Raw genomic sequence first — 18,370 nt, forward strand, 5'->3', positions numbered from 1 at the left:
GGCGCCCGAGATTACCAGTCCACCGTTCCGCGGATCACCGCCTGCACCGGGCCGCCGACCCAGACCTCGCCGTCGCCGTCGACCTCCAGCCGCAGGCGTGCATCGCGGCCCAGTTCGCGGCCCTGGCTGGCCAGGTAGCGGCCGCCGCGGCCGGGCAGGCGCCCGGCCCGGTGCAGGGCGGCGGCGACCAGGGCGTTGACGCTGCCGGTGGCCGGGTCCTCCGGGATGCCGACGCCGGGTGCGAAGGCGCGCACCACCAGGTCGGCCTCGCCGTCGCCCGGGGCGAACACCGCCAGCTTGCCTTTGCCCGGCAGCGCCGCGATCGCGCCCAGGTCCGGCCGCAGGCCACGCACCGCGGCGGCATCGGCCAGTTCCAGCAGCCACCAGTCCGGGCCGTTGTTCCACAGCGCCGGCGGCAGCGCGCCGCGGCGCGCGCCGAACACCGTGTCCGCCAGCAGCCAGTCCGGCGCGGCCAGGTCGCGGCGCTGCGCACGCGGGCTGCGCACCGCCGGATGCAGCGCGTCGCCGGCCTGGTCGGCACGCACCGGCAGCAGGCCGGCGGCGCATTCCTGCACCAGGCGCCCGGCGCGCGGGCGCGCCAGGCCGGCATCCACCGCGGCCCAGGCCGCGCCCACGCTGGGATGCCCGGCGAACGGCAACTCCATCACCGGGGTGAAGATGCGGACGCGGTAATCGGCCTGCGCGGTGGTCGGTGGCAGGAAGAAGATGGTCTCCGAGAGGTTGGTCCAGGCGGCGAAGGCCTGCATGCGCGCCTCGTCCAGGCCTTCGGCGTCGAGCATCACCGCCAGCGGATTGCCGGCGCCGGGGGCATGGGCGAACACGTCGAGCTGCAGGAAGCGGCGGGTCGGCATGGCAGGCGTCCTCGGTGGGGAAGAGCAGGTTAGGCGCAGCGTGCATGCCTGCGCGAGTGCGCGCGCGATGCCTCGGGCGTGGCGGGGAATGGTTGCCGGTGTGACGCTTCCCGCAGCCTGATGGAAGCTGCAACGAAGTGCGCCGGCGCGCCCGGGATGCGCGTGGATTGCGCTTAGAATCGGCGGCTCATGCCCGGTGGTCGGGTGGTCAAGCCAACTCAATGTCCGCAGCTTCGCCCGCGCAAGACGCCGCCCAAGGCGGCTGGATCGTCCTCAAGTTCGGCGGTACCTCGGTGTCCCGCCGCCATCGCTGGGACACGATCGGCAAACTGGCGAAACAGCGGGCCGAGGCCACCGGCGGCCGCGTGCTGGTGGTGGTATCGGCGCTGTCGGGGGTGACCAACGAACTGACCGCGATCGCCGACGGCAGCGAGGACGCCGCCGCGCGCGTGGCCGCGCTGGAAGCGCGCCACCGCGAATTCCTCGCCGAACTGGAGCTGGATGCCGACGTGGCGCTGGGCGAGCGCCTGGCCGTGCTGCGCGGCCTGCTCGAGGACCCGCGCGCCGCGACCCGGCCGCTGGACTGGCAGGCCGAGGTGCTGGCCCAGGGCGAACTGCTCTCGTCCACCCTGGGCGCGGCCTACCTGCGCAAGCAGGGACTGGACATCGGTTGGATGGACGCGCGCGACTGGCTGCGCGCGCTGCCGCCGCAGCCGAACCAGAGCGAGTGGGCGCAGCGGCTGTCGGTGAACTGCCACTGGGAGTCCGACGGAGACTGGCGCGCGCGTTTCGCGCGGCAGCCCACGCGCGTGCTCATCACCCAGGGCTTCATCGCCCGCCACCAGGACGGCGGCACCGCGATCCTCGGCCGCGGCGGTTCGGATACCTCGGCCGCGTACTTCGGCGCGCTGCTGGGCGCCAGCCGCGTGGAGATCTGGACCGACGTGCCCGGCATGTTCAGCGCCAACCCGCGCGAGGTCCCGGACGCGCGCCTGCTCAGCCGCCTGGGCTACGCCGAGGCGCAGGAAATCACCACCACCGGCGCCAAGGTGCTGCACCCGCGCTCGATCAAGCCATGCCGCGACTCCGGCGTGCCGATGGCGATCCTGGACACCGAGCGCCCGGAGCTGCCAGGCACGGTGATCGACCGCAGCGCCGCCACCGTGGCCGGCGTGAAGGCGATCAGCCGCCGCAACGGCGTGGTCCTGGTGTCGGTGGAGGACATCGGCATGTGGCAGCAGGTCGGCTACCTGGCCGAGGTGTTCGCGCTGTTCCGCAAGCACGGGCTGTCGGTGGACATGATCGGCACCTCGCAGACCAACGTCACCGTGTCGCTGGATCCGAGCGAGAACCTGCTGAGCCAGAACGTGCTCTCGGCGCTGGCCGAGGACCTGGGGAAGATCGGGCGGGTGAAGGTGATCGTGCCGTGCGCCGCCATCACCCTCGTCGGCCGCGGCATGCGCTCGCTGCTGCACCGGCTGTCCGAGGTGTTCTCCAGCTTCGTGCACGAGCGCGTGCACATGATCTCGCAGTCGTCCAACGACCTGAACCTGACCTTCGTGATCGACGAGGCCGACGCCGACGGCCTGCTGCCGCAGCTGCACGCAGCGCTGATCGACAGCGGCGCCATGCCGGTGCAGGAAACCGAGGTGTTCGGCCCGCGCTGGCGCGAGATCAACGGCGCGGTGCGGCCGCGCCCGCAGCCGTGGTGGAAGCTGGAGCGGCCGCGCCTGCTGCAGCTGGCCGAAGCCGGCACGCCGCGCTACGTCTACCACCTGCCGACCGTGCGCGAGCGCGCGCGGCAGCTGCAGGCGGTGGCCGCGGTGGACCGCCGCTACTACGCGATCAAGGCCAATCCGCACCCGGCGATCCTCAAGGTGCTGGCGGAGGAGGGCTTCGGCCTGGAGTGCGTGTCGCTGGCCGAGCTGCACCACGTGTTCGCCGCGGTGCCGGGGATCGAGCCGTCGCGGGTGCTGTTCACCCCCAGCTTCGCCCCGCGCGGGGAATACGAGCAGGCGCTGGCGCTGGGCGTGACCGTCACCGTCGACAACGTCGAGTTGCTGCGCAACTGGCCGGAGACCTTCCGCGGCCGCTCGCTGTGGTTGCGCATCGACCTGGGCCACGGCGACGGCCACCACCAGAAGGTCAACACCGGCGGCAAGGAGGCCAAGTTCGGCCTGTCCGCGCAGCGGGTGGACGAGTTCGTGGCCGAGGCGCGCGCGCTTGGCATCGTCATCACCGGCCTGCACGCGCACCTGGGCAGCGGGGTGGAGAACATGGGCCACTGGCGGCAGATGTGCGACGAGCTGGCCGGCTTCGCCCGCCGCATCGGCACCGTGGCGACCCTGGACATCGGCGGCGGCCTGCCGATCCCGTACGCGCCGGACGACGAACCGTTCGACCTGGAGGCCTGGGCCGCGAGCCTGGCCGAGGTGCGCGCGGTGCACCCGGCGTTCGGCCTGGTGGTCGAGCCGGGCCGCTTCCTGGTGGCCGAGGCCGGCGTGCTGCTGGCGCGCGCCACCCAGGTGGTGGAGAAGGACGGCATCGTGCGCGTGGGCCTGGACGCGGGCATGAACGCGCTGGTGCGCCCGGCGATGTACGACGCCTGGCACGACATCGTGAACCTGCAGCGGATCGATGCCCCGGCCGATGGCCAGTTCGACGTGGTCGGCCCGATCTGCGAGTCCAGCGACCTGTTCGGCAAGCGCCGCCGGCTGCCACGCGACACCGCCCCGGGCGACGTGATGCTGCTGGCCGACACCGGCGCCTACGGCCATGCCATGGCCAGCCGCTACAACCTGCGCGAGCTGCCGCCGGAGGACGTGATCGATGGGCCCGTGGCCTGACACGGGCCTGCTCCCGGGCGCCGCCGCCGTGGCCGGCGCCGCCCGTGGCCCCGGCGCGCGGCGGTCAAGGCTGCCTTCGGCCGCGCTTGGCGCTACGCTGGCGGCTTCCGTGGCGGGCCGCGGCGCGGCCGCCACCCCCGATTTCCTGCCTGGCGGCCCCGCACCGCGGCGCCCGGCGTGCTCCACCCTGGATCCTGCATGACTGCATTCGACCGCGATTCCATCCGCGTTTTCCGCTTCGTCCGCTGCGGCTTCGACCCGGCGACCGGCGTGGCCGAGCTGGCCTACGCCTTCGACGAAGGCCCGGAGCTGGTGGAAACCGTCACCATCCCCGGCGCCCCGTTCGCGCTGGACGCCACCCGCGCCGCGGCGGTGGAACAGGCCCTGCGCCTGCTGCACCTGGTCGCGGGCGTCAGCTACTACAAGGCCGCGGTGCCGCCGCAGATCCGGATCGACGGCTACCCCATCGACGAGGCCACCGCCGCGCTGATGGAGCAGGTGTACCTCAACGGCCTGGGCGAGTTCGCCTACCGCAACGGCCTGGACCTGCGCGGGCGCATCCGCTTCCCGCGTGACGGCGCCGCAACCGGGCAGGCACCGGCCGCCGGGCTGCCGGAACGCGCACTGGTGGCCATCGGTGGCGGCAAGGACTCGCTGGTCAGCATCGAGGCGCTGCGCGCCGCCGGGGTGGAGCAGACCGTGGCCTGGATCGGCGGCTCGCAGCTGATCCGCACCTGCGCCGAGCGCACCGGCCTGGCCACGCTCAACATCGGTCGCGCGCTGGCGCCGGCGCTGTTCGAGATCAACCGCCAGGGCGCGTACAACGGCCATATCCCGGTGACCGCGGTGAACTCGGCGATCCTGGTGCTGGCCGCGCTGCTCACCGGCCACGGCCAGGTGGTGTTCTCCAACGAGCGCTCGGCCAGCTACGGCAGCCTGATCCCGGGCACCGGCGAGGTGAACCACCAGTGGTCCAAGGGCTGGGCCTTCGAGCAGGCCTTCGGCGAGCACGTCGAGCGCGTGGTTGCGGCCGACCTGCACTACTACTCGCTGCTGCGCCCGCTGTCGGAGCTGGCGGTGGCGCGGCAGTTCGCGCGCAGCGACCGCTACGACGCGCATTTCTCCAGCTGCAACCGCAACTTCCACATCCTCGGCGAAAAGCCGGCGCAGCGCTGGTGCGGGCTGTGCCCGAAGTGCCACTTCGTGTTCCTGGCGCTGGCACCGTTCATGCCCAAGCCCCGGCTGGTGAGGATCTTCGGGCGCAACCTGCTGGACGATCCGGGCCAGGCCGCCGGCTACGACGCGCTGCTGGAGTTCCAGGACCACAAGCCGTTCGAGTGCGTGGGCGAGGGCAGGGAATCGCGCGCGGCGATGGAGCAGCTGGCCGGCCGTGCCGAATGGCGCGAGGACGCGCTGGTGGCGCGCTACGCGCGCGAGATCCGGCCGCAGCTGGATCCGGCGGAACTGGCGATCGAACCGCTGCTGCAGGCCGGTGGCGAGCACCGCGTGCCGGCCGCGCTGTGGGAGCGGGTGAGTGCGCATTTCGCAGCTTGAGGGACGGCGCGTCGCGTTGTGGGGCTGGGGGCGCGAAGGCCGCGCCGCCTGGAAGGCGGTCCGCACGCGGCTGCCGCAGCTGCCGCTGGCGCTGTTCTGCAACGAGGCCGAGGCGGCCACCGTCGCCGGCCTGGGCGATCCGCTGCTGCAGCCGCGCACCCAGGTCGATGCCGATGCGCTGGCCGCGTTCGACATCGTGGTGAAGTCGCCGGGCATCAGCCCGTACAAGCCCGAGGCCCTGGCCGCCGCCGCGCGCGGCACGTGCTTCATTGGCGGGACCACGCTGTGGTTCGGCGAGCATGCCGATGCACGCACCGTGTGCGTGACCGGCACCAAGGGCAAGAGCACCACCACCTCGCTGCTGGCCCACCTGCTGCGCGCCGGCGGCCACCGCACCGCCCTGGCCGGCAACATCGGCCTGCCATTGCTCGAAGTACTGGATCCGCAACCGGCGCCGGAGTTCTGGGCGATCGAACTGTCCAGCTACCAGACCGGCGACGTCGCCCGCAGTGGTGCGCATCCGGAGGTGGCGGTGGTGCTCAACCTGTTCCCCGAGCACCTGGACTGGCACGGCAGCGAAGACCGCTACATCGAGGACAAGCTGCGCCTGGTCACCGGAGCGCGGCCGCGCACCGCGGTGCTCAACGCCGCCGATCCGCGCCTGGCGCGACTGCAGCTTCCGGACAGCCGCATCGTGTGGTTCAACCGCGAGGACGGCTGGCACCTGCGCGACGACGCCCTGTACCGCGGCGACGCCTTCGTGTTCGACACCGCGGCCGTGCCGCTGCCCGGGCGCCACAACCGCGGCAACCTGTGCGCGGTGCTGGCGGCGATCGAGGCGCTGGGCGTGGACGCCGCGCCGCTGGCGCCGGCGGCGATGGACTTCCGCCCGCTGCCGCACCGCCTGCAGTGGCTGGGCGAGCGCGACGGCATCGGCTACGTCAACGATTCGATCAGCACCACCCCGCACGCCAGCCTGGCGGCGCTGGACTGCCATCGCGGCTCGCCGGTGGCGATCCTGCTGGGCGGCCACGACCGCGGCCTGGACTGGCACGGCTTCGCCGAGCGCCTGCGTGCGCAGCCGCCACGGGCGGTGGTCACCATGGGCGCCAATGGCCCGCGCATCCATGACTTGCTGGCACCGCTGGCCGCCGAGGGCCTGTTCGCGCTGGAAGCGGCCGACGACCTGGCCGACGCGGTGGCCCGCGCGCAGCGGCTGCTGGCCGGCCGCGGCCTGGTCCTGCTGTCGCCGGGCGCGCCGAGTTTCGGCGCCTATCGCGACTACACCGAGCGAGGCCGCCACTTCGCGGCCCTGGCCGGGTTCGATCCGGACGGCATCAGCGCCATTCCCGGGCTTGGCGTGGCCTGAGCGACGTAGCCGGGGCCGCGGGGGTGCACGGCGGCAAGCCGCGGTGCGGCGCGCGGACGGGCCGCGCGCGCAGGTGCAAAGGGATGGGCCGCGCGGCGGCCCCGGGGATCAGTGGCTGCGCTCGACCGCGTAGCGGGCCAGGCCGCGCAGCGCCTGCAGGGCCTCGCTCTCCGGCAGCCCGGCAAGCGCCGCCTCGGCCTCGGCGGCGTAGTCCATCGCGCGCTTGCGGCTGTACTCCAGGCCGCCGGTGGCGCGGATCGCGGCCAGCACCTCGTCCATGGCCGAGGTGTCGCCTTCCTGCACGATCTGGCGCAGGCGCTGGCGGGTGGCCTCGCCGGAATGGGTCATGGCGTGGATCAGCGGCAGGGTGGCCTTGCCCTCGGCCAGGTCGTCGCCGAGGTTCTTGCCCAGGGTGGCGGCATCGGCGGTGTAGTCGAGCACGTCGTCGGCGATCTGGAAGGCATAGCCCAGGGCCATGCCGTAGTCGTACAGCGCCTGCTGGGTGGCGGCGTCGGCATTGGAGGCCAGCGCGCCCAGGCGGGTGCCGGCGGCGAACAGCACCGCGGTCTTGCGCTCGATCACGCGCAGGTAGGCGGCCTCGTCGGTGTCCGGGTTGCGCACGTGCAGCAGCTGCAGCACCTCGCCTTCGGCGATGCGGTTGGTGGTGTCGGCCAGCACCTGCATCACCTCCATCCGGTCCAGCTCGACCATCAGCTGGAAGCTGCGCGAGTACAGGAAGTCGCCGACCAGCACGCTGGCGGCGTTGCCCCAGATCGCGTTGGCGGTGCTGCGGCCGCGGCGCAGGTCGGATTCGTCGACCACGTCGTCGTGCAGCAGGGTGGAGGTGTGGATGAACTCGATGATCGCCGCCAGCTGGTGGTGGTCGGCGGTGGTGCCGAAGCTGCCAGCGGTGGCCTGCCCGGCCAGCACCACCAGCATCGGGCGCAGGCGCTTGCCGCCGGCCGAGACGATGTGCTCGGCGATCTGGTTGATCAGGACCACGTCCGACGCCAGGCGGGTGCGGATCAGGCTGTCGACCGCGGCCATGTCGGCGGCCGCGAGGGCCTGGATCTGGGGCAGGGAGGCGTAGGAGGGGGAGCTGAAGTGGTCTGCCATGCTGGCCGCCTGGAATACAGGCGCGGAATTATAAGCCGCCGGCAGCGGGCAGCCCCAAGCAGGGGGGGGCTGGCCACTGGCGCGCCCTTCGGACCGGTGCCTGCCTGGCGCGGGGCGCGCTGCGCGTTCGGATACCTGAACGCGCAGCGCGTGGTCCTGCCTTGGGCCGGAGCGTGGGCAGGGGCAGGCTGGCCGCGACGGAAGCGGGGCGGTCCGCCGGCCACGGGCGGGCAACGCGGGGCCGGGCGCAGGGATCGGCACGCACCTGCGGAATATCCCTACGCAAGGATCCGCTCTCCGGCGATGGCGCGGGAGGGGCGGCTATACTCTCCTACCTTCCCCGGATCCGGTCGGGTCCTGCACACGGAATCAGAACTATGGCGCGCGGCATCAACAAGGTGATCCTGGTCGGCAACCTCGGCGACGATCCCGAAACCAAGTACACGCAGTCCGGCATGGCCGTGACCACCATCCGCCTGGCCACCACCAGCGTGCGCAAGGACCGCGATGGCAACACCCAGGAGCGCACAGAGTGGCACCGGGTGAAGTTCTTCGGCAAGCTCGGCGAGATCGCCGGCGAGTACCTGCGCAAGGGCTCGCAGTGCTACGTGGAAGGCTCGATCCGCTACGACAAGTTCACCGGCCAGGACGGCCAGGAGCGCTACATCACCGAGATCATCGCCGACGAGATGCAGATGCTCGGTGGCCGTGGCGGCGGTGGCGGCGAGGGTGGCTATGCCGGCGGCGACCGGCCGCAGCGCAGCGCCCCGCCGCGCCGCGAGTACGGTGGCGGCCAGCGCAGCGCCCCGGCGCCGGCCCCGGCCGCCCCGGCGGCGGGCGGCTTCGACGACGGCTTCGCCGACGACGACATCCCGTTCTGAGCCGGCCCGCGCCGCCCCGGCGGCGCCGGCCCGGTCCCGGAATGTCCCGGCGCGGACGGCCCTGGCCGTCCGCGCCGCGTTTGTGCGCCTGCCGGTCCGGAAAGGGACGGCACCGGTACTGGACCTGCCGCCCCGGGGCCGATAACGTGGCGGCCTCTTTGTATGCAGGGGTAACAGAATGGCCGGCCCGGGCACGCCACAGTTGACTTTCCGCGCCGTCGTCCTCGCCATCGTGCTCGCGGTGGTGCTGTCGGCGGCCAATGCCTACCTCGGCCTGTTCGCCGGCCTGACCGTGGCCACCGCGATCCCCGCGGCGGTGGTGTCCATGGGCGTGCTGCGCCTGCTGGGCGGCGGCACCATCCTGGAGAACAACATCGTCCAGACCGGCGCCTCGGCCGGCTCGTCGATCGCCGCCGGCGTGATCTTCACCATCCCCGCCCTGGTCCTGATGGGCTACTGGCCGGACTTCGACTACTGGTGGGTACTGGGCATCGCCGGCCTCGGCGGCCTGCTGGGCGTGCTGTTCTCGGTGCCGCTGCGGCGCACGATGATCGTCGAGGAGCCGCTGCCGTTCCCCGAGGGCAAGGCCGCGGCCGAAGTGCTCAAGGCCGGCGAGAATCCCGGCCCGGGCCTGAAGATCCTCGGCATCTCCGCCGCCATCGGTGGCCTGGTCAAGCTGGCCGCCGCCAACGGCCTGCGCCTGATCCCGGACAGCTGGGCGGTGGCCGGCTACTTCGCCAACAACAAGGTGATCGGCTATCTCGGCACCGGCCTGTCGCCGGCGCTGCTGGGCGTGGGTTACATCGTCGGCCTGAACGTGGGCATCGTGGTGCTGTCCGGCGCGATCCTGTCCTGGCACATCGCCATCCCGCTGTACCACGCCTTCTTCCTCGACAGCGATCCGGCCCTGGCCAGCGCGATTGCCGGTGCACCGGCGGCTGACGCGGCCTTCGCCATCTGGTCGGCCAAGGTCCGCTTCCTGGGCGTGGGCGCGATGCTGATCGGCGGCGTGTGGACCCTGTTCTCGCTGCGCAACTCCCTGCTGGCCGGCATCAAGAGCGGCTTCGCCGCCGCGCGCAAGGGCGCGATGCACGGCGCGGTGATCGCCGAGACCGACCGCGACCTGCCGATGAAGTGGATGCTGGTGGCGCTGGTGGCCTTCGTGGTGCCGCTGTGGCTGCTGTACCACGCCATCGTCGGCTTCTGGGTGGCCAGCCTGGCCATGACCCTGATCATGATCGCGGCCGGCTTCCTGTTCGTGTCCGTGTCCGGCTACCTGGCCGGCCTGGTCGGCTCGTCCAACAACCCGGTCTCGGGCATCACCATCGCCACCATCCTGTTCGCCTCGGTGGTGCTGCTGGTGCTGCTGGGCGCCGACGGCCAGGCCCAGGTCGGCGGCGCGCCGCTGGGCGCGGTCGCGGCGATCATGATCGGCGCGGTGGTGTGCTGCGCCGCGGCCGTGGGCGGCGACAACCTGCAGGACCTGAAGACCGGCTACCTGGTCGGCGCCACCCCGTGGAAGCAGCAGCTGATGCTGGGCATCGGCGCCTTCTCCTGCGCGCTGATCATGGCCCCGGTGCTGAACCTGCTGCAGGAGGCCTACGGCATCGGCTCCAAGACCCTGCCGGCGCCGCAGGCCAACCTGATGGCCTCGGTGGCCAAGGGCCTGTTCGGCGGCGAGCTGCCGTGGACCATGATCGGCATCGGCGCGGTGATCGGCGCGATCGTGATCGCGATCGACGGCTGGCTGAAGAAGACCGGCAAGCGCTTCCGCGTGCCGGTGCTGGCCGCGGCCATCGGCATCTACCTGCCGCTGGAACTGATGGTGCCGATCTTCCTCGGCGGCCTGCTGGCGCACCTGGTCGAGCGCTTCCACAAGGCCAGCCCCGACGACGAGGCGGCGCTGGACCGCGTGCACCGTCCCGGCGTGCTGTTCTCGGCCGGCCTGATCACCGGCGAGGCGCTGATGGGCATCGGCATCGCCCTGCCGATCGTGATCAGCCAGGACGCCGAGGTGCTGGCGCTGCCGGTGGACCTGGGCGCCGCCGGGCAGTGGGTGGGCCTGGTGGTGCTGGCCCTGGTCGGCTGGCTGCTGTACCGCACCGGCAAGCGCGCAGAACAGGCGGGCTGAGCCGGCAGGCTCGGCAAACCGGGCGGAAGGCCGGCATGACCTTCCGCCTTTGCGCCGGCCCGGCGGCGCTGCCTAGCATCCGGGATCGCCTTCATTCCAAGGAGTCCCCGATGTCCGCACGCACGCCCCTCGCCCTGGCCCTGGCCGGCCTGCTCGTCCTCGGCGTGGCCAACGAGGCCGAGGCCGCCCGCGGCTTCGACGTCCGCGACCTGCACAAGCTGGACCGCGTCTCTTCCCCGGTGCTGTCGCCGGACGGCGCGCGCGTGGTGTTCGCCAAGCGCGAGATCGGCGAGGACCTGGGCAAGGCCAGCACCGGCCTGTGGATCCGCGACCTGCGCACCCGCGACCTGGCACCGCCCAGGCGCCTGACCCCGGAAGGCTGGAGCGTCAACTCGCCCGCGTTCTCCGCCGATGGCCAGTCGGTGTACTTCCTCAGCGCGAAGGACGGCACCCAGCAGCTGTACTCGATCCCGGTCACCGGCGGGCAGCCGCGGCAGCTGACCCGCTATCCGCTGGACATCGGCAGCTACAAGGTCTCCCCGGACGGCAAGCGCATCGCGGTGAGCATGGACGTGTTCCCCGACTGCGGCGCCGACCTGGACTGCACGGTCTCGCGCCTGGACGAGCGCGAGAAGTCCAGGACCAGCGGCGTGCTCTACGAGCAGCTGTTCGTGCGCCACTGGGACACCTGGGCCGACGGCCGCCACAGCCGCCTGTTCGTGACCACGCCGGCCAACGGCGACAAGGCGCCGGCACCGGTGCTGGTGGGCGCGGCGAAGAACGACCCGGTGGGCCACGTGCCGTCGCGTCCGTTCGGCGGTTCCGACGAGTACACCTGGTCGCCGGACGGCAAGTCGCTGGTGTTCTCCATGCGCGTGGCCGACCGCCAGGAGCCGTGGTCGACCAACTTCGACCTGTACCTGTACCGCGACGGCCAGCCGCTGAAGAACCTGACCGCCTCCAACCCGGCCTGGGACACCGGCCCGGTGTTCAGCGCCGACGGCAAGACCCTGTACTACCGCGCGATGAAGCGCCCGGGCTTCGAGGCCGACCGCTTCGGCCTGATGGCGATGGACCTGGCCAGTGGCAAGGTGCGCGAGATCGCGCCGACGTGGGACCGCAGCGCCGATGGCATCGTGCTGTCCGCCGACGGCAAGACCATCTACACCACCGCCCAGCACCTGGGCCAGCACCCGCTGTTCGCGGTGGACGTGGCCAGCGGCAAGGTCGAGCAGGTGGTGGGCGAGGGCAGCATCTCCGCCTTCGACATCGCCGGCGACACCCTGGCCTTCACCCGCAACTCCCTCAAGAGTGGCGACCAGCTGTTCACCGCCGCGCTGTCCAGCCCGGCCGCGCAGCGCGCCATCACCCCCAGCGCGGGCGAGATGCTGCCGGAGGTGGCCTTCGGCGAGTACGAGCAGTTCACCTTCGCCGGCTGGAACAACGAGACCGTGCACGGCTACGTGGTCAAGCCGTGGAACTACGAGGAAGGCAAGCGCTACCCGGTGGCGTTCCTGATCCACGGCGGCCCGCAGGGCAGCTTCGGCGACGGCTGGAGCTACCGCTGGAACCCGCAGACCTACGCCGGCCAGGGCTACGCCGTGGTGATGATCGACTTCCACGGCTCCACCGGCTACGGCCAGGCCTTCACCGATTCCATCAGCGGCGACTGGGGCGGCAAGCCGCTGGAGGACCTGCAGAAGGGCTGGGCCGCGGCGCAGCAGAAGTACCCGTTCCTGGACGGCGGCCGCGCCTGCGCCCTTGGCGCCAGCTACGGCGGCTACATGATCAACTGGATCGCCGGCAACTGGTTCGAGTCCGATGGAAGCTCGCCGTGGAAGTGCCTGGTCAACCACGACGGCGTGTTCGACACCCGCGCCATGGGCTACGTGACCGAGGAGCTGTGGTTCACCGAGTGGGAGAACGGCGGCACCCCGTACGACAAGCCGGAGAACTTCGAGAAGTTCAACCCGGTCAACCACGTCGCCAAGTGGCGCGTGCCGATGCTGGTGGTGCAGGGCGAGAAGGACTACCGCGTGCCGGTGGACCAGGGCCTGTCCGCCTTCACCGCGCTGCAGCGCAAGGGGATCGAGTCGCAGCTGCTGTACTTCCCGGACGAGAACCACTGGGTGCTCAAGCCGGCCAACAGCGTGCTCTGGCACGACACCGTCAACGCCTGGCTGAAGAAGCACATCGGCCAGTGAACCAGACGGAAAGCCGGCGCGAGCCGGCTTTCCGCTTTGCGCGGCCCCCCGCACCGCAAGCAACGGAGTTGTACATGGCGCCCGAAACCGCCGAAACGTCGACTGCCCTGATCACCAACGACATCGTCGTGTTCGGCCTGATCGCGGCCACCCTGGGCCTGATCTTCTGGCTGGCCAGCGGGCCCACCCCGTTCTGGAGGAAGTTCTTCGCCTGGGTGCCGGCGCTGCTGCTGTGCTACTTCGTGCCGGCGATCTACAACACCGTTGGCCTGATCGACGGCAGCCAGGGCGCGGTCTACAACCCGATCGGCAGCCGCGTGCTGCTGCCGGTGGCCCTGGTCCTGCTGACCATGACCATCGACCTGAAGGGCGTGCTCAGGCTCGGTCCACGGCTGCTGTTCGTGTTCTGCGCCGCCACCTTCGGCCTGTTCCTGGGCGCGATCGTGGCCTTCCAGCTGTTCCAGTGGTTCTGGCCGGACGTCGTGGCCGGCGAGGTGTGGAAGGGCATGGCGGCGCTGGCCGGCAGCTGGATCGGCGGCGGCGCCAACATGGTGGCGATCCGCGAGGTGTACCAGGTCGACGCCACCCTGTTCGGCCAGTTCGCGGTGGTGGACGTGGCCATCGCCAACAGCTGGATGGCCGTGCTGCTGTTCCTGGCCGGGCGCGCGGCGACGATCGATGCGCGCAGCGGCGCCGACACCTCGGCCATCGACGAGATGAAGACGCGGCTGGAGGCCTACGAGGCGGCCAACGCGCGCATCCCGACCCTCACCGACCTGATGGTGATCCTGGGCATCGGCTTCGGCATCGTCGGCGCGGCCCACGCCGTGTCCGCGCCGGTGGCCGCCTGGTTCGGCGCGCACGTAGCCAATGCCAGCCAGTACAGCCTGGACTCGGCCTTCGTCTGGGTGGTGCTGCTGGCCACCTTCGCCGGCCTGGGGCTGAGCTTCACCCCGGTGCGGCGGCTGGAGAACGCGGGCATGGCCAAGATCGGCAGCGCGTGCCTGTACTTCCTGATCGCCAGCATCGGCATGCAGATGGACTTCACCCGCCTGGCCGAGCGGCCCGGCCTGCTGGCCCTGGGCATGGTCTGGATGGCCGTGCACATCCTGGTGCTGTGGGGCGCGGCGAAGCTGGTCCGGGCGCCGCTGTTCTATTTCGCGATCGGCTCGCAGGGCAACATCGGCGCCGCCGCATCGGCGCCGGTGGTGGCGGCGGCCTTCCATCCGACGCTGGCCCCGGTGGGCGTGCTGCTGGGCACGGTGGGCTATGCCACCGGCACGATGATCGCGTACTGGCTGGGGCAGATCCTGCGGATGATGGCAGGGCAGTAAGCCGTCGCTCCGACGCGCGCACCGGAAAGGCGAAGCCTCGGCTTCGCCTTTCTTTTTGCGGCGTTCGTGGCCCCTCGTGCCGCGCGACAAGGGGCTCGAAGCGGTTCTTCCGTAGCCCGGGTAAGCGAAGCGCACCCGGGGATGCCCGTGACAAAGGCGGCCCCGCCCAGATTCGTCCCGCGGCTCCGGGCTGCGCGTGCTGCAAAGGCACGGGTAACATCGAAACATGCTTTGCCATCCGCTTCGCGGCTGGCGAGTCACTTTTCCTTGCCCGTGCAAAGAGGCGCTTCCCGGCGCCGAATGGCTGCCTGGAAATAACAAAGAAGAACGCCAACCCGAACCCCTCGCCGTCCGGCCGCGCCGGCCGGTGCCCTGCGCTTCCCGCAACGGCGGAGCAGGGCCCATGTCTCGCTTCGCCCGGGCGTACGGCCTCCACTGCGCCGCCGTGGCGGCGATGCCAGGTTCGCTGCAACGGGCGGAATGACAGCAACACGGCAGGGCAGGAGTGCCTGGAAAAAAAGAAGGGCGAAGCTTTCGCTTCGCCCTCCCGGGTTCACCTGCCTCCGACCCTCAGCAGCAGCGGAAGCCGCTGCGGCCCCCGTAGCGGGCTTCCTGCCGCTCGCGGAAGAAGGTCTTGTAATCCATCGGCTCCTTGTCCGGATGCTTCTCCAGCATGTGCCGGACATAGTTGTCGTAGTCCGGGATGCCGCAGCACAGCCGCGCGGTCTGGACCAGCCGCCGCCACACCCGCTTGTGCGTGGCGTAGTGGGCGACGGGGACGAGCTGGGTACCCATGGCCTCCTCCTTACAGGTAGGCCTGCGCGGCCTGCTGCTCCGCGGTGAGCGCGACGTAGGCGGTCTCGCGGTCGGTGCGCGCCGGGTTGGCGCGAGCGGCCAGGATCGCGCGGATCGAGTAGAACAGGATCGAGAACACGACCAGCAGGAACAGAACGGTCAGGCCGGTGTTGACGTAGGCATTGGTCACCACCTGGTGCATCTGGTCCATGTTCTTGGCCGGGGCCAGCACCTGGCCGGAGGCGATACCGTCCTGGAACTTGCGTGCCTGGGCGAGGAAGCCCTGCGCCGGGTTGCTGTCGAAGATCTTGATCAGGCCTGCCCAGGTGGTGCAGATCAGCAGCCAGGCCGCGGGCAGGGCGGTGACCCAGGCGTAGCGGTCGCGCTTCATCTTGAACAGCACCACCGTGCCCAGCATGAGCGCGATGCCGGCCAGCATCTGGTTGGAGATACCGAACAGCGGCCACAGGGTCTGGATGCCCCCGAACGGATCGACCACGCCGGTGTAGAGCAGGTAGCCCCACAGTGCCACGCAGCCACCGGTGGCGATGATGTTGGCGCCCCAGGACTCGGTGCGGCGCAGCGCCGGGATGAAGTTGCCCAGCAGGTCCTGCAGCATGAAGCGGCCGGAGCGGGTGCCGGCGTCCACCGCGGTGAGGATGAACAGCGCCTCGAACAGGATCGCGAAGTGGTACCAGAACGCCATCATCGCGTCGCTGCCGCTGGGGATGGCCTCGTGCAGGATCTGGGCGATGCCCACCGCCAGCGTGGGCGCGCCACCGGCGCGGTGCAGGACGGTCGGTTCGCCGATCGCGGCGGCCGTGGCCTCCAGGTCCTGCGGGGTGATGGTGAAGCCCCACTGCTGGGTGATGTGGGCCGCGGCCGAAGCTGCGTCCGCGCCGATCACCGCCGCCGGGCTGTTCATGGCGAAGTACACGCCCGGGTCGATGATCGAGGCCGCGACCAGGGCCATGATCGCCACGAACGACTCCATCAGCATGCCGCCGTAGCCGATGTAGCGGGCGTGCCCCTCGTTGGCCAGCAGCTTGGGCGTGGTGCCCGAGCTGATCAGGGCATGGAAGCCGGACACCGCGCCGCAGGCGATGGTGATGAACAGGAACGGGAACATGCCGCCCTTCCACACCGGGCCGTCGCCGCTGGCGGCGAACTGGGTGAGCGCGGGCATGCGCAGTTCCGGCATCACGATCACGATGCCGATGGCCAGGGCGACGATGGTGCCGATCTTGAGGAAGGTGGACAGGTAGTCGCGCGGCGCCAGCAGCAGCCACACCGGCAGGACCGAGGCGACGAAGCCGTAGCCGATCAGCATCCAGGTGATCTGGGTCGCGCTGAAGGTGAAGGCCGGGCCCCAGGTCGGGTGCGAGGCGACCTGGCCGCCGAGCCAGATCGCGGCCAGCAACAGGACCAGGCCGACCACCGAGATCTCGCCGATCCTGCCGGGACGGATGTAGCGCATGTAGATGCCCATGAAGATCGCGATCGGCATGGTCGCGATCACGGTGAACATGCCCCACGGGCTTTCGGCCAGCGCCTTGACCACCACCATCGCCAGCACCGCCAGGATGATGATCATGATCAGGAAGGCGCCGAACAGGGCGATGGTGCCGGGGATGCGCCCCATCTCCTCGCGCACCAGGTCGCCCAGCGAGCGGCCGTCGCGGCGCGAGGAGATGAACAGGACCATGAAGTCCTGCACCGCGCCGGCCAGCACCACGCCGACCACCAGCCACAGCAGGCCGGGCAGGTAGCCCATCTGCGCAGCCAGCACCGGGCCTACCAGGGGGCCTGCGCCGGCGATGGCGGCGAAGTGGTGGCCGAACAGCACGTGCTTGTTGGTCGGCACGTAGTCCAGGCCATCGTTGTGCAGCACGGCGGGCGTGGCCCGGGTGGGATCCAGTCCCATGACCCGGTTGGCGATGAACTGGCCATAGAAGCGGTATGCAGCCAGGTAGATCGATACGGCTGCCACCACGATCCACAAGGCGTTGATCTGCTCGCCGCGGCGCAGCGCGATCGTGGCCAGGCAGAACGCGCCGAGCAGCGCCAGCGCTGCCCACGCAACCTTCGAGAATGCCTTCATGTGTTGTCTCCGGCGGGGGTACGACAAGGGTCGTCCTGCGTGCCGGGACCGTCAATGCGCCTGCCGCCCCTGCGGCTTCGACTTTGGTCTTACCCGGCGGCGCGAGGATTCCACCGCGGATGTTGTCGCGGTGTGTTCACAGCCAGCGTGCGCGCTTGAACAAACGGTACAGGACCACGCACACCAGGCCCACGCCGGCCGCCAGCGCCGGGTAGGCCCAGCGCGGCGCCAGCTCGGGCATGTGCGCGAAGTTCATGCCGTACCAGCTGGTGACCAGGGTCGGCGCGGCCAGCAGCGCGGCCCAGGCGCCCAGGCGCTTGACCGTCTCGCCCTGCGCGAGCGTGACCATGGACAGGTTCACGCTCAGCGCGGTGCCGAGCATGTCGCGCAGGCTGTCGATGGCGTCGTTGATCCGCACCACGTGGTCGTGCACGTCGCGCAGGTACAGGCGCACGTCCTCCGGCACCAGCTGGCCCTGCGCCGCCTGGCTGCGCACCAGCTGGGCCAGCACGTCCTGCAGCGGCGACACCGACACCCGCATGTTGGTCAGTTCGCGCTTGAGGTCGTACAGGCGCACCACGATCTCGCGGCGGTAGGTATCGGAGAAGATGTCGCGCTCCAGCGCGTGCAGGGTGTCGCGGTGGGCATCGACGATCGGGGCGTAGTTGTCGACGATGAAGTCGAGCACGCCGTACAGCGCCATCGCCGGCCCGGGGCGCAGCAGCTCCGGCTCGCGTTCCAGGCGCGCGCGTACCGGGGCGTAGGACAGCGAGGCACCATGGCGCACGGTCAGCAGGAAGCGCCGGCCAAGGAAGGCGTGGGTCTCGCCGTAGGCGATGCGGCCCCCGTCCATCTGCGCGGTGTGCGCGGCCAGGAACAGGGTGTCGCCATAGGCCTCGACCTTGGGCCGCTGGTGCGCCTTGCCCGCGTCCTCCACCGCCAGCGGGTGCAGGCCCAGCGCGGCCTGCAGCCGGGCGAGGATCTCGTGCGCCGGTTCGTACAGGCCGATCCAGGCAAAGCCCGGGGCCTGCCCGGCGATGCGCTGGCCGACCTCTTCCAGCGACAGGTCCTGGCGCTGGCCGTCGCCGTCGTACCAGGCGCAGGCCAGGACGCAGGCGGGCAGGGGCGAGGGCGTGCTCATGCGCGGCATCCTGCGGGCTGCCCGTG

12 protein-coding genes are annotated in these 18,370 nt (G+C 71.1%); 7 read left to right on the top strand and 5 right to left on the bottom strand.

The window, feature by feature from the left end:
- Positions 1-11: 11 nt before the first annotated feature.
- Positions 12-872, bottom strand: a complete 861-nt coding sequence (locus EIM47_RS07015) for a PhzF family phenazine biosynthesis protein (protein ID WP_019398779.1) — start codon at positions 870-872, stop codon at positions 12-14.
- A 221-nt stretch (positions 873-1,093) separates the two neighbouring features.
- On the opposite strand from EIM47_RS07015, the gene EIM47_RS07020 reads away from it, so the two are divergent.
- From EIM47_RS07020 to murD, 3 genes are all read left to right on the top strand, one after another.
- Positions 1,094-3,718 (top strand): bifunctional aspartate kinase/diaminopimelate decarboxylase, encoded by a 2,625-nt coding sequence (locus EIM47_RS07020; protein WP_028915855.1) that lies wholly within the window; start codon positions 1,094-1,096, stop codon positions 3,716-3,718.
- Between the two features lie 198 nt (positions 3,719-3,916).
- Entirely contained in the window at positions 3,917-5,272 is a 1,356-nt protein-coding gene (murL, locus tag EIM47_RS07025) for a UDP-N-acetyl-alpha-D-muramoyl-L-alanyl-L-glutamate epimerase (RefSeq protein ID WP_125076526.1), read from the top strand.
- Positions 5,253-6,641: a UDP-N-acetylmuramoyl-L-alanine--D-glutamate ligase gene (gene murD, locus EIM47_RS07030; RefSeq protein WP_125076527.1), complete on the top strand. Its 1,389-nt coding sequence runs from the start codon at positions 5,253-5,255 to the stop codon at positions 6,639-6,641. Before murL ends, murD begins: the two co-directional genes overlap by 20 nt.
- 108 nt (positions 6,642-6,749) lie before the next feature.
- Here the strand turns inward: murD and EIM47_RS07035 are convergent, their stop codons facing one another.
- Positions 6,750-7,757: a polyprenyl synthetase family protein gene (locus EIM47_RS07035; protein ID WP_019398783.1), complete on the bottom strand. Its 1,008-nt coding sequence runs from the start codon at positions 7,755-7,757 to the stop codon at positions 6,750-6,752.
- A 377-nt stretch (positions 7,758-8,134) separates the two neighbouring features.
- On the opposite strand from EIM47_RS07035, the gene ssb reads away from it, so the two are divergent.
- From ssb to EIM47_RS07055, 4 genes are all read left to right on the top strand, one after another.
- Positions 8,135-8,638: a single-stranded DNA-binding protein gene (ssb, locus tag EIM47_RS07040; protein ID WP_028915853.1), complete on the top strand. Its 504-nt coding sequence runs from the start codon at positions 8,135-8,137 to the stop codon at positions 8,636-8,638.
- Between the two features lie 178 nt (positions 8,639-8,816).
- Complete coding sequence (locus EIM47_RS07045; RefSeq protein WP_019397768.1) at positions 8,817-10,769, top strand: oligopeptide transporter, OPT family; 1,953 nt, start codon at positions 8,817-8,819, stop codon at positions 10,767-10,769.
- 110 nt (positions 10,770-10,879) lie between these two features.
- A complete protein-coding gene (locus tag EIM47_RS07050) occupies positions 10,880-12,973 on the top strand; it encodes a S9 family peptidase (RefSeq protein ID WP_125076528.1) in 2,094 nt (697 codons plus the stop codon).
- Between the two features lie 74 nt (positions 12,974-13,047).
- The gene (locus EIM47_RS07055; protein WP_125076529.1) at positions 13,048-14,307 is read left to right on the top strand and encodes a DUF819 family protein; all 1,260 of its coding nucleotides are present in this window, start codon (positions 13,048-13,050) and stop codon (positions 14,305-14,307) included.
- 570 nt (positions 14,308-14,877) lie between these two features.
- Here the strand turns inward: EIM47_RS07055 and EIM47_RS07060 are convergent.
- The 3 genes from EIM47_RS07060 to EIM47_RS07070 all read right to left on the bottom strand — a co-directional run bounded on the left by EIM47_RS07060 (position 14,878) and on the right by EIM47_RS07070 (position 18,344).
- Positions 14,878-15,102 (bottom strand): CstA-like transporter-associated (seleno)protein, encoded by a 225-nt coding sequence (locus tag EIM47_RS07060; RefSeq protein WP_019397765.1) that lies wholly within the window; start codon positions 15,100-15,102, stop codon positions 14,878-14,880.
- Between the two features lie 10 nt (positions 15,103-15,112).
- Positions 15,113-17,203: a carbon starvation CstA family protein gene (locus tag EIM47_RS07065; protein ID WP_125076530.1), complete on the bottom strand. Its 2,091-nt coding sequence runs from the start codon at positions 17,201-17,203 to the stop codon at positions 15,113-15,115.
- A 136-nt stretch (positions 17,204-17,339) separates the two neighbouring features.
- Entirely contained in the window at positions 17,340-18,344 is a 1,005-nt protein-coding gene (locus EIM47_RS07070; protein ID WP_125076531.1) for a magnesium and cobalt transport protein CorA, read from the bottom strand.
- Between the last annotated feature and the right edge of the window lie 26 nt (positions 18,345-18,370).

This window comes from Pseudoxanthomonas sp. SGT-18, from assembly GCF_003931645.1.
Taxonomy (GTDB): domain Bacteria; phylum Pseudomonadota; class Gammaproteobacteria; order Xanthomonadales; family Xanthomonadaceae; genus Pseudoxanthomonas.

Coding starts and splice junctions, on each gene's coding strand:
- EIM47_RS07015 (WP_019398779.1), bottom strand. CDS start 872: ATGCCGACCCGCCGCTTCCTGCAGCTCGACGTGTTCGCCCATGCCCCC.
- EIM47_RS07020 (WP_028915855.1), top strand. CDS start 1,094: ATGTCCGCAGCTTCGCCCGCGCAAGACGCCGCCCAAGGCGGCTGGATC.
- murL (WP_125076526.1), top strand. CDS start 3,917: ATGACTGCATTCGACCGCGATTCCATCCGCGTTTTCCGCTTCGTCCGC.
- EIM47_RS07035 (WP_019398783.1), bottom strand. CDS start 7,757: ATGGCAGACCACTTCAGCTCCCCCTCCTACGCCTCCCTGCCCCAGATC.
- ssb (WP_028915853.1), top strand. CDS start 8,135: ATGGCGCGCGGCATCAACAAGGTGATCCTGGTCGGCAACCTCGGCGAC.
- EIM47_RS07045 (WP_019397768.1), top strand. CDS start 8,817: ATGGCCGGCCCGGGCACGCCACAGTTGACTTTCCGCGCCGTCGTCCTC.
- EIM47_RS07050 (WP_125076528.1), top strand. CDS start 10,880: ATGTCCGCACGCACGCCCCTCGCCCTGGCCCTGGCCGGCCTGCTCGTC.
- EIM47_RS07055 (WP_125076529.1), top strand. CDS start 13,048: ATGGCGCCCGAAACCGCCGAAACGTCGACTGCCCTGATCACCAACGAC.
- EIM47_RS07060 (WP_019397765.1), bottom strand. CDS start 15,102: ATGGGTACCCAGCTCGTCCCCGTCGCCCACTACGCCACGCACAAGCGG.
- EIM47_RS07065 (WP_125076530.1), bottom strand. CDS start 17,203: ATGAAGGCATTCTCGAAGGTTGCGTGGGCAGCGCTGGCGCTGCTCGGC.
- EIM47_RS07070 (WP_125076531.1), bottom strand. CDS start 18,344: ATGAGCACGCCCTCGCCCCTGCCCGCCTGCGTCCTGGCCTGCGCCTGG.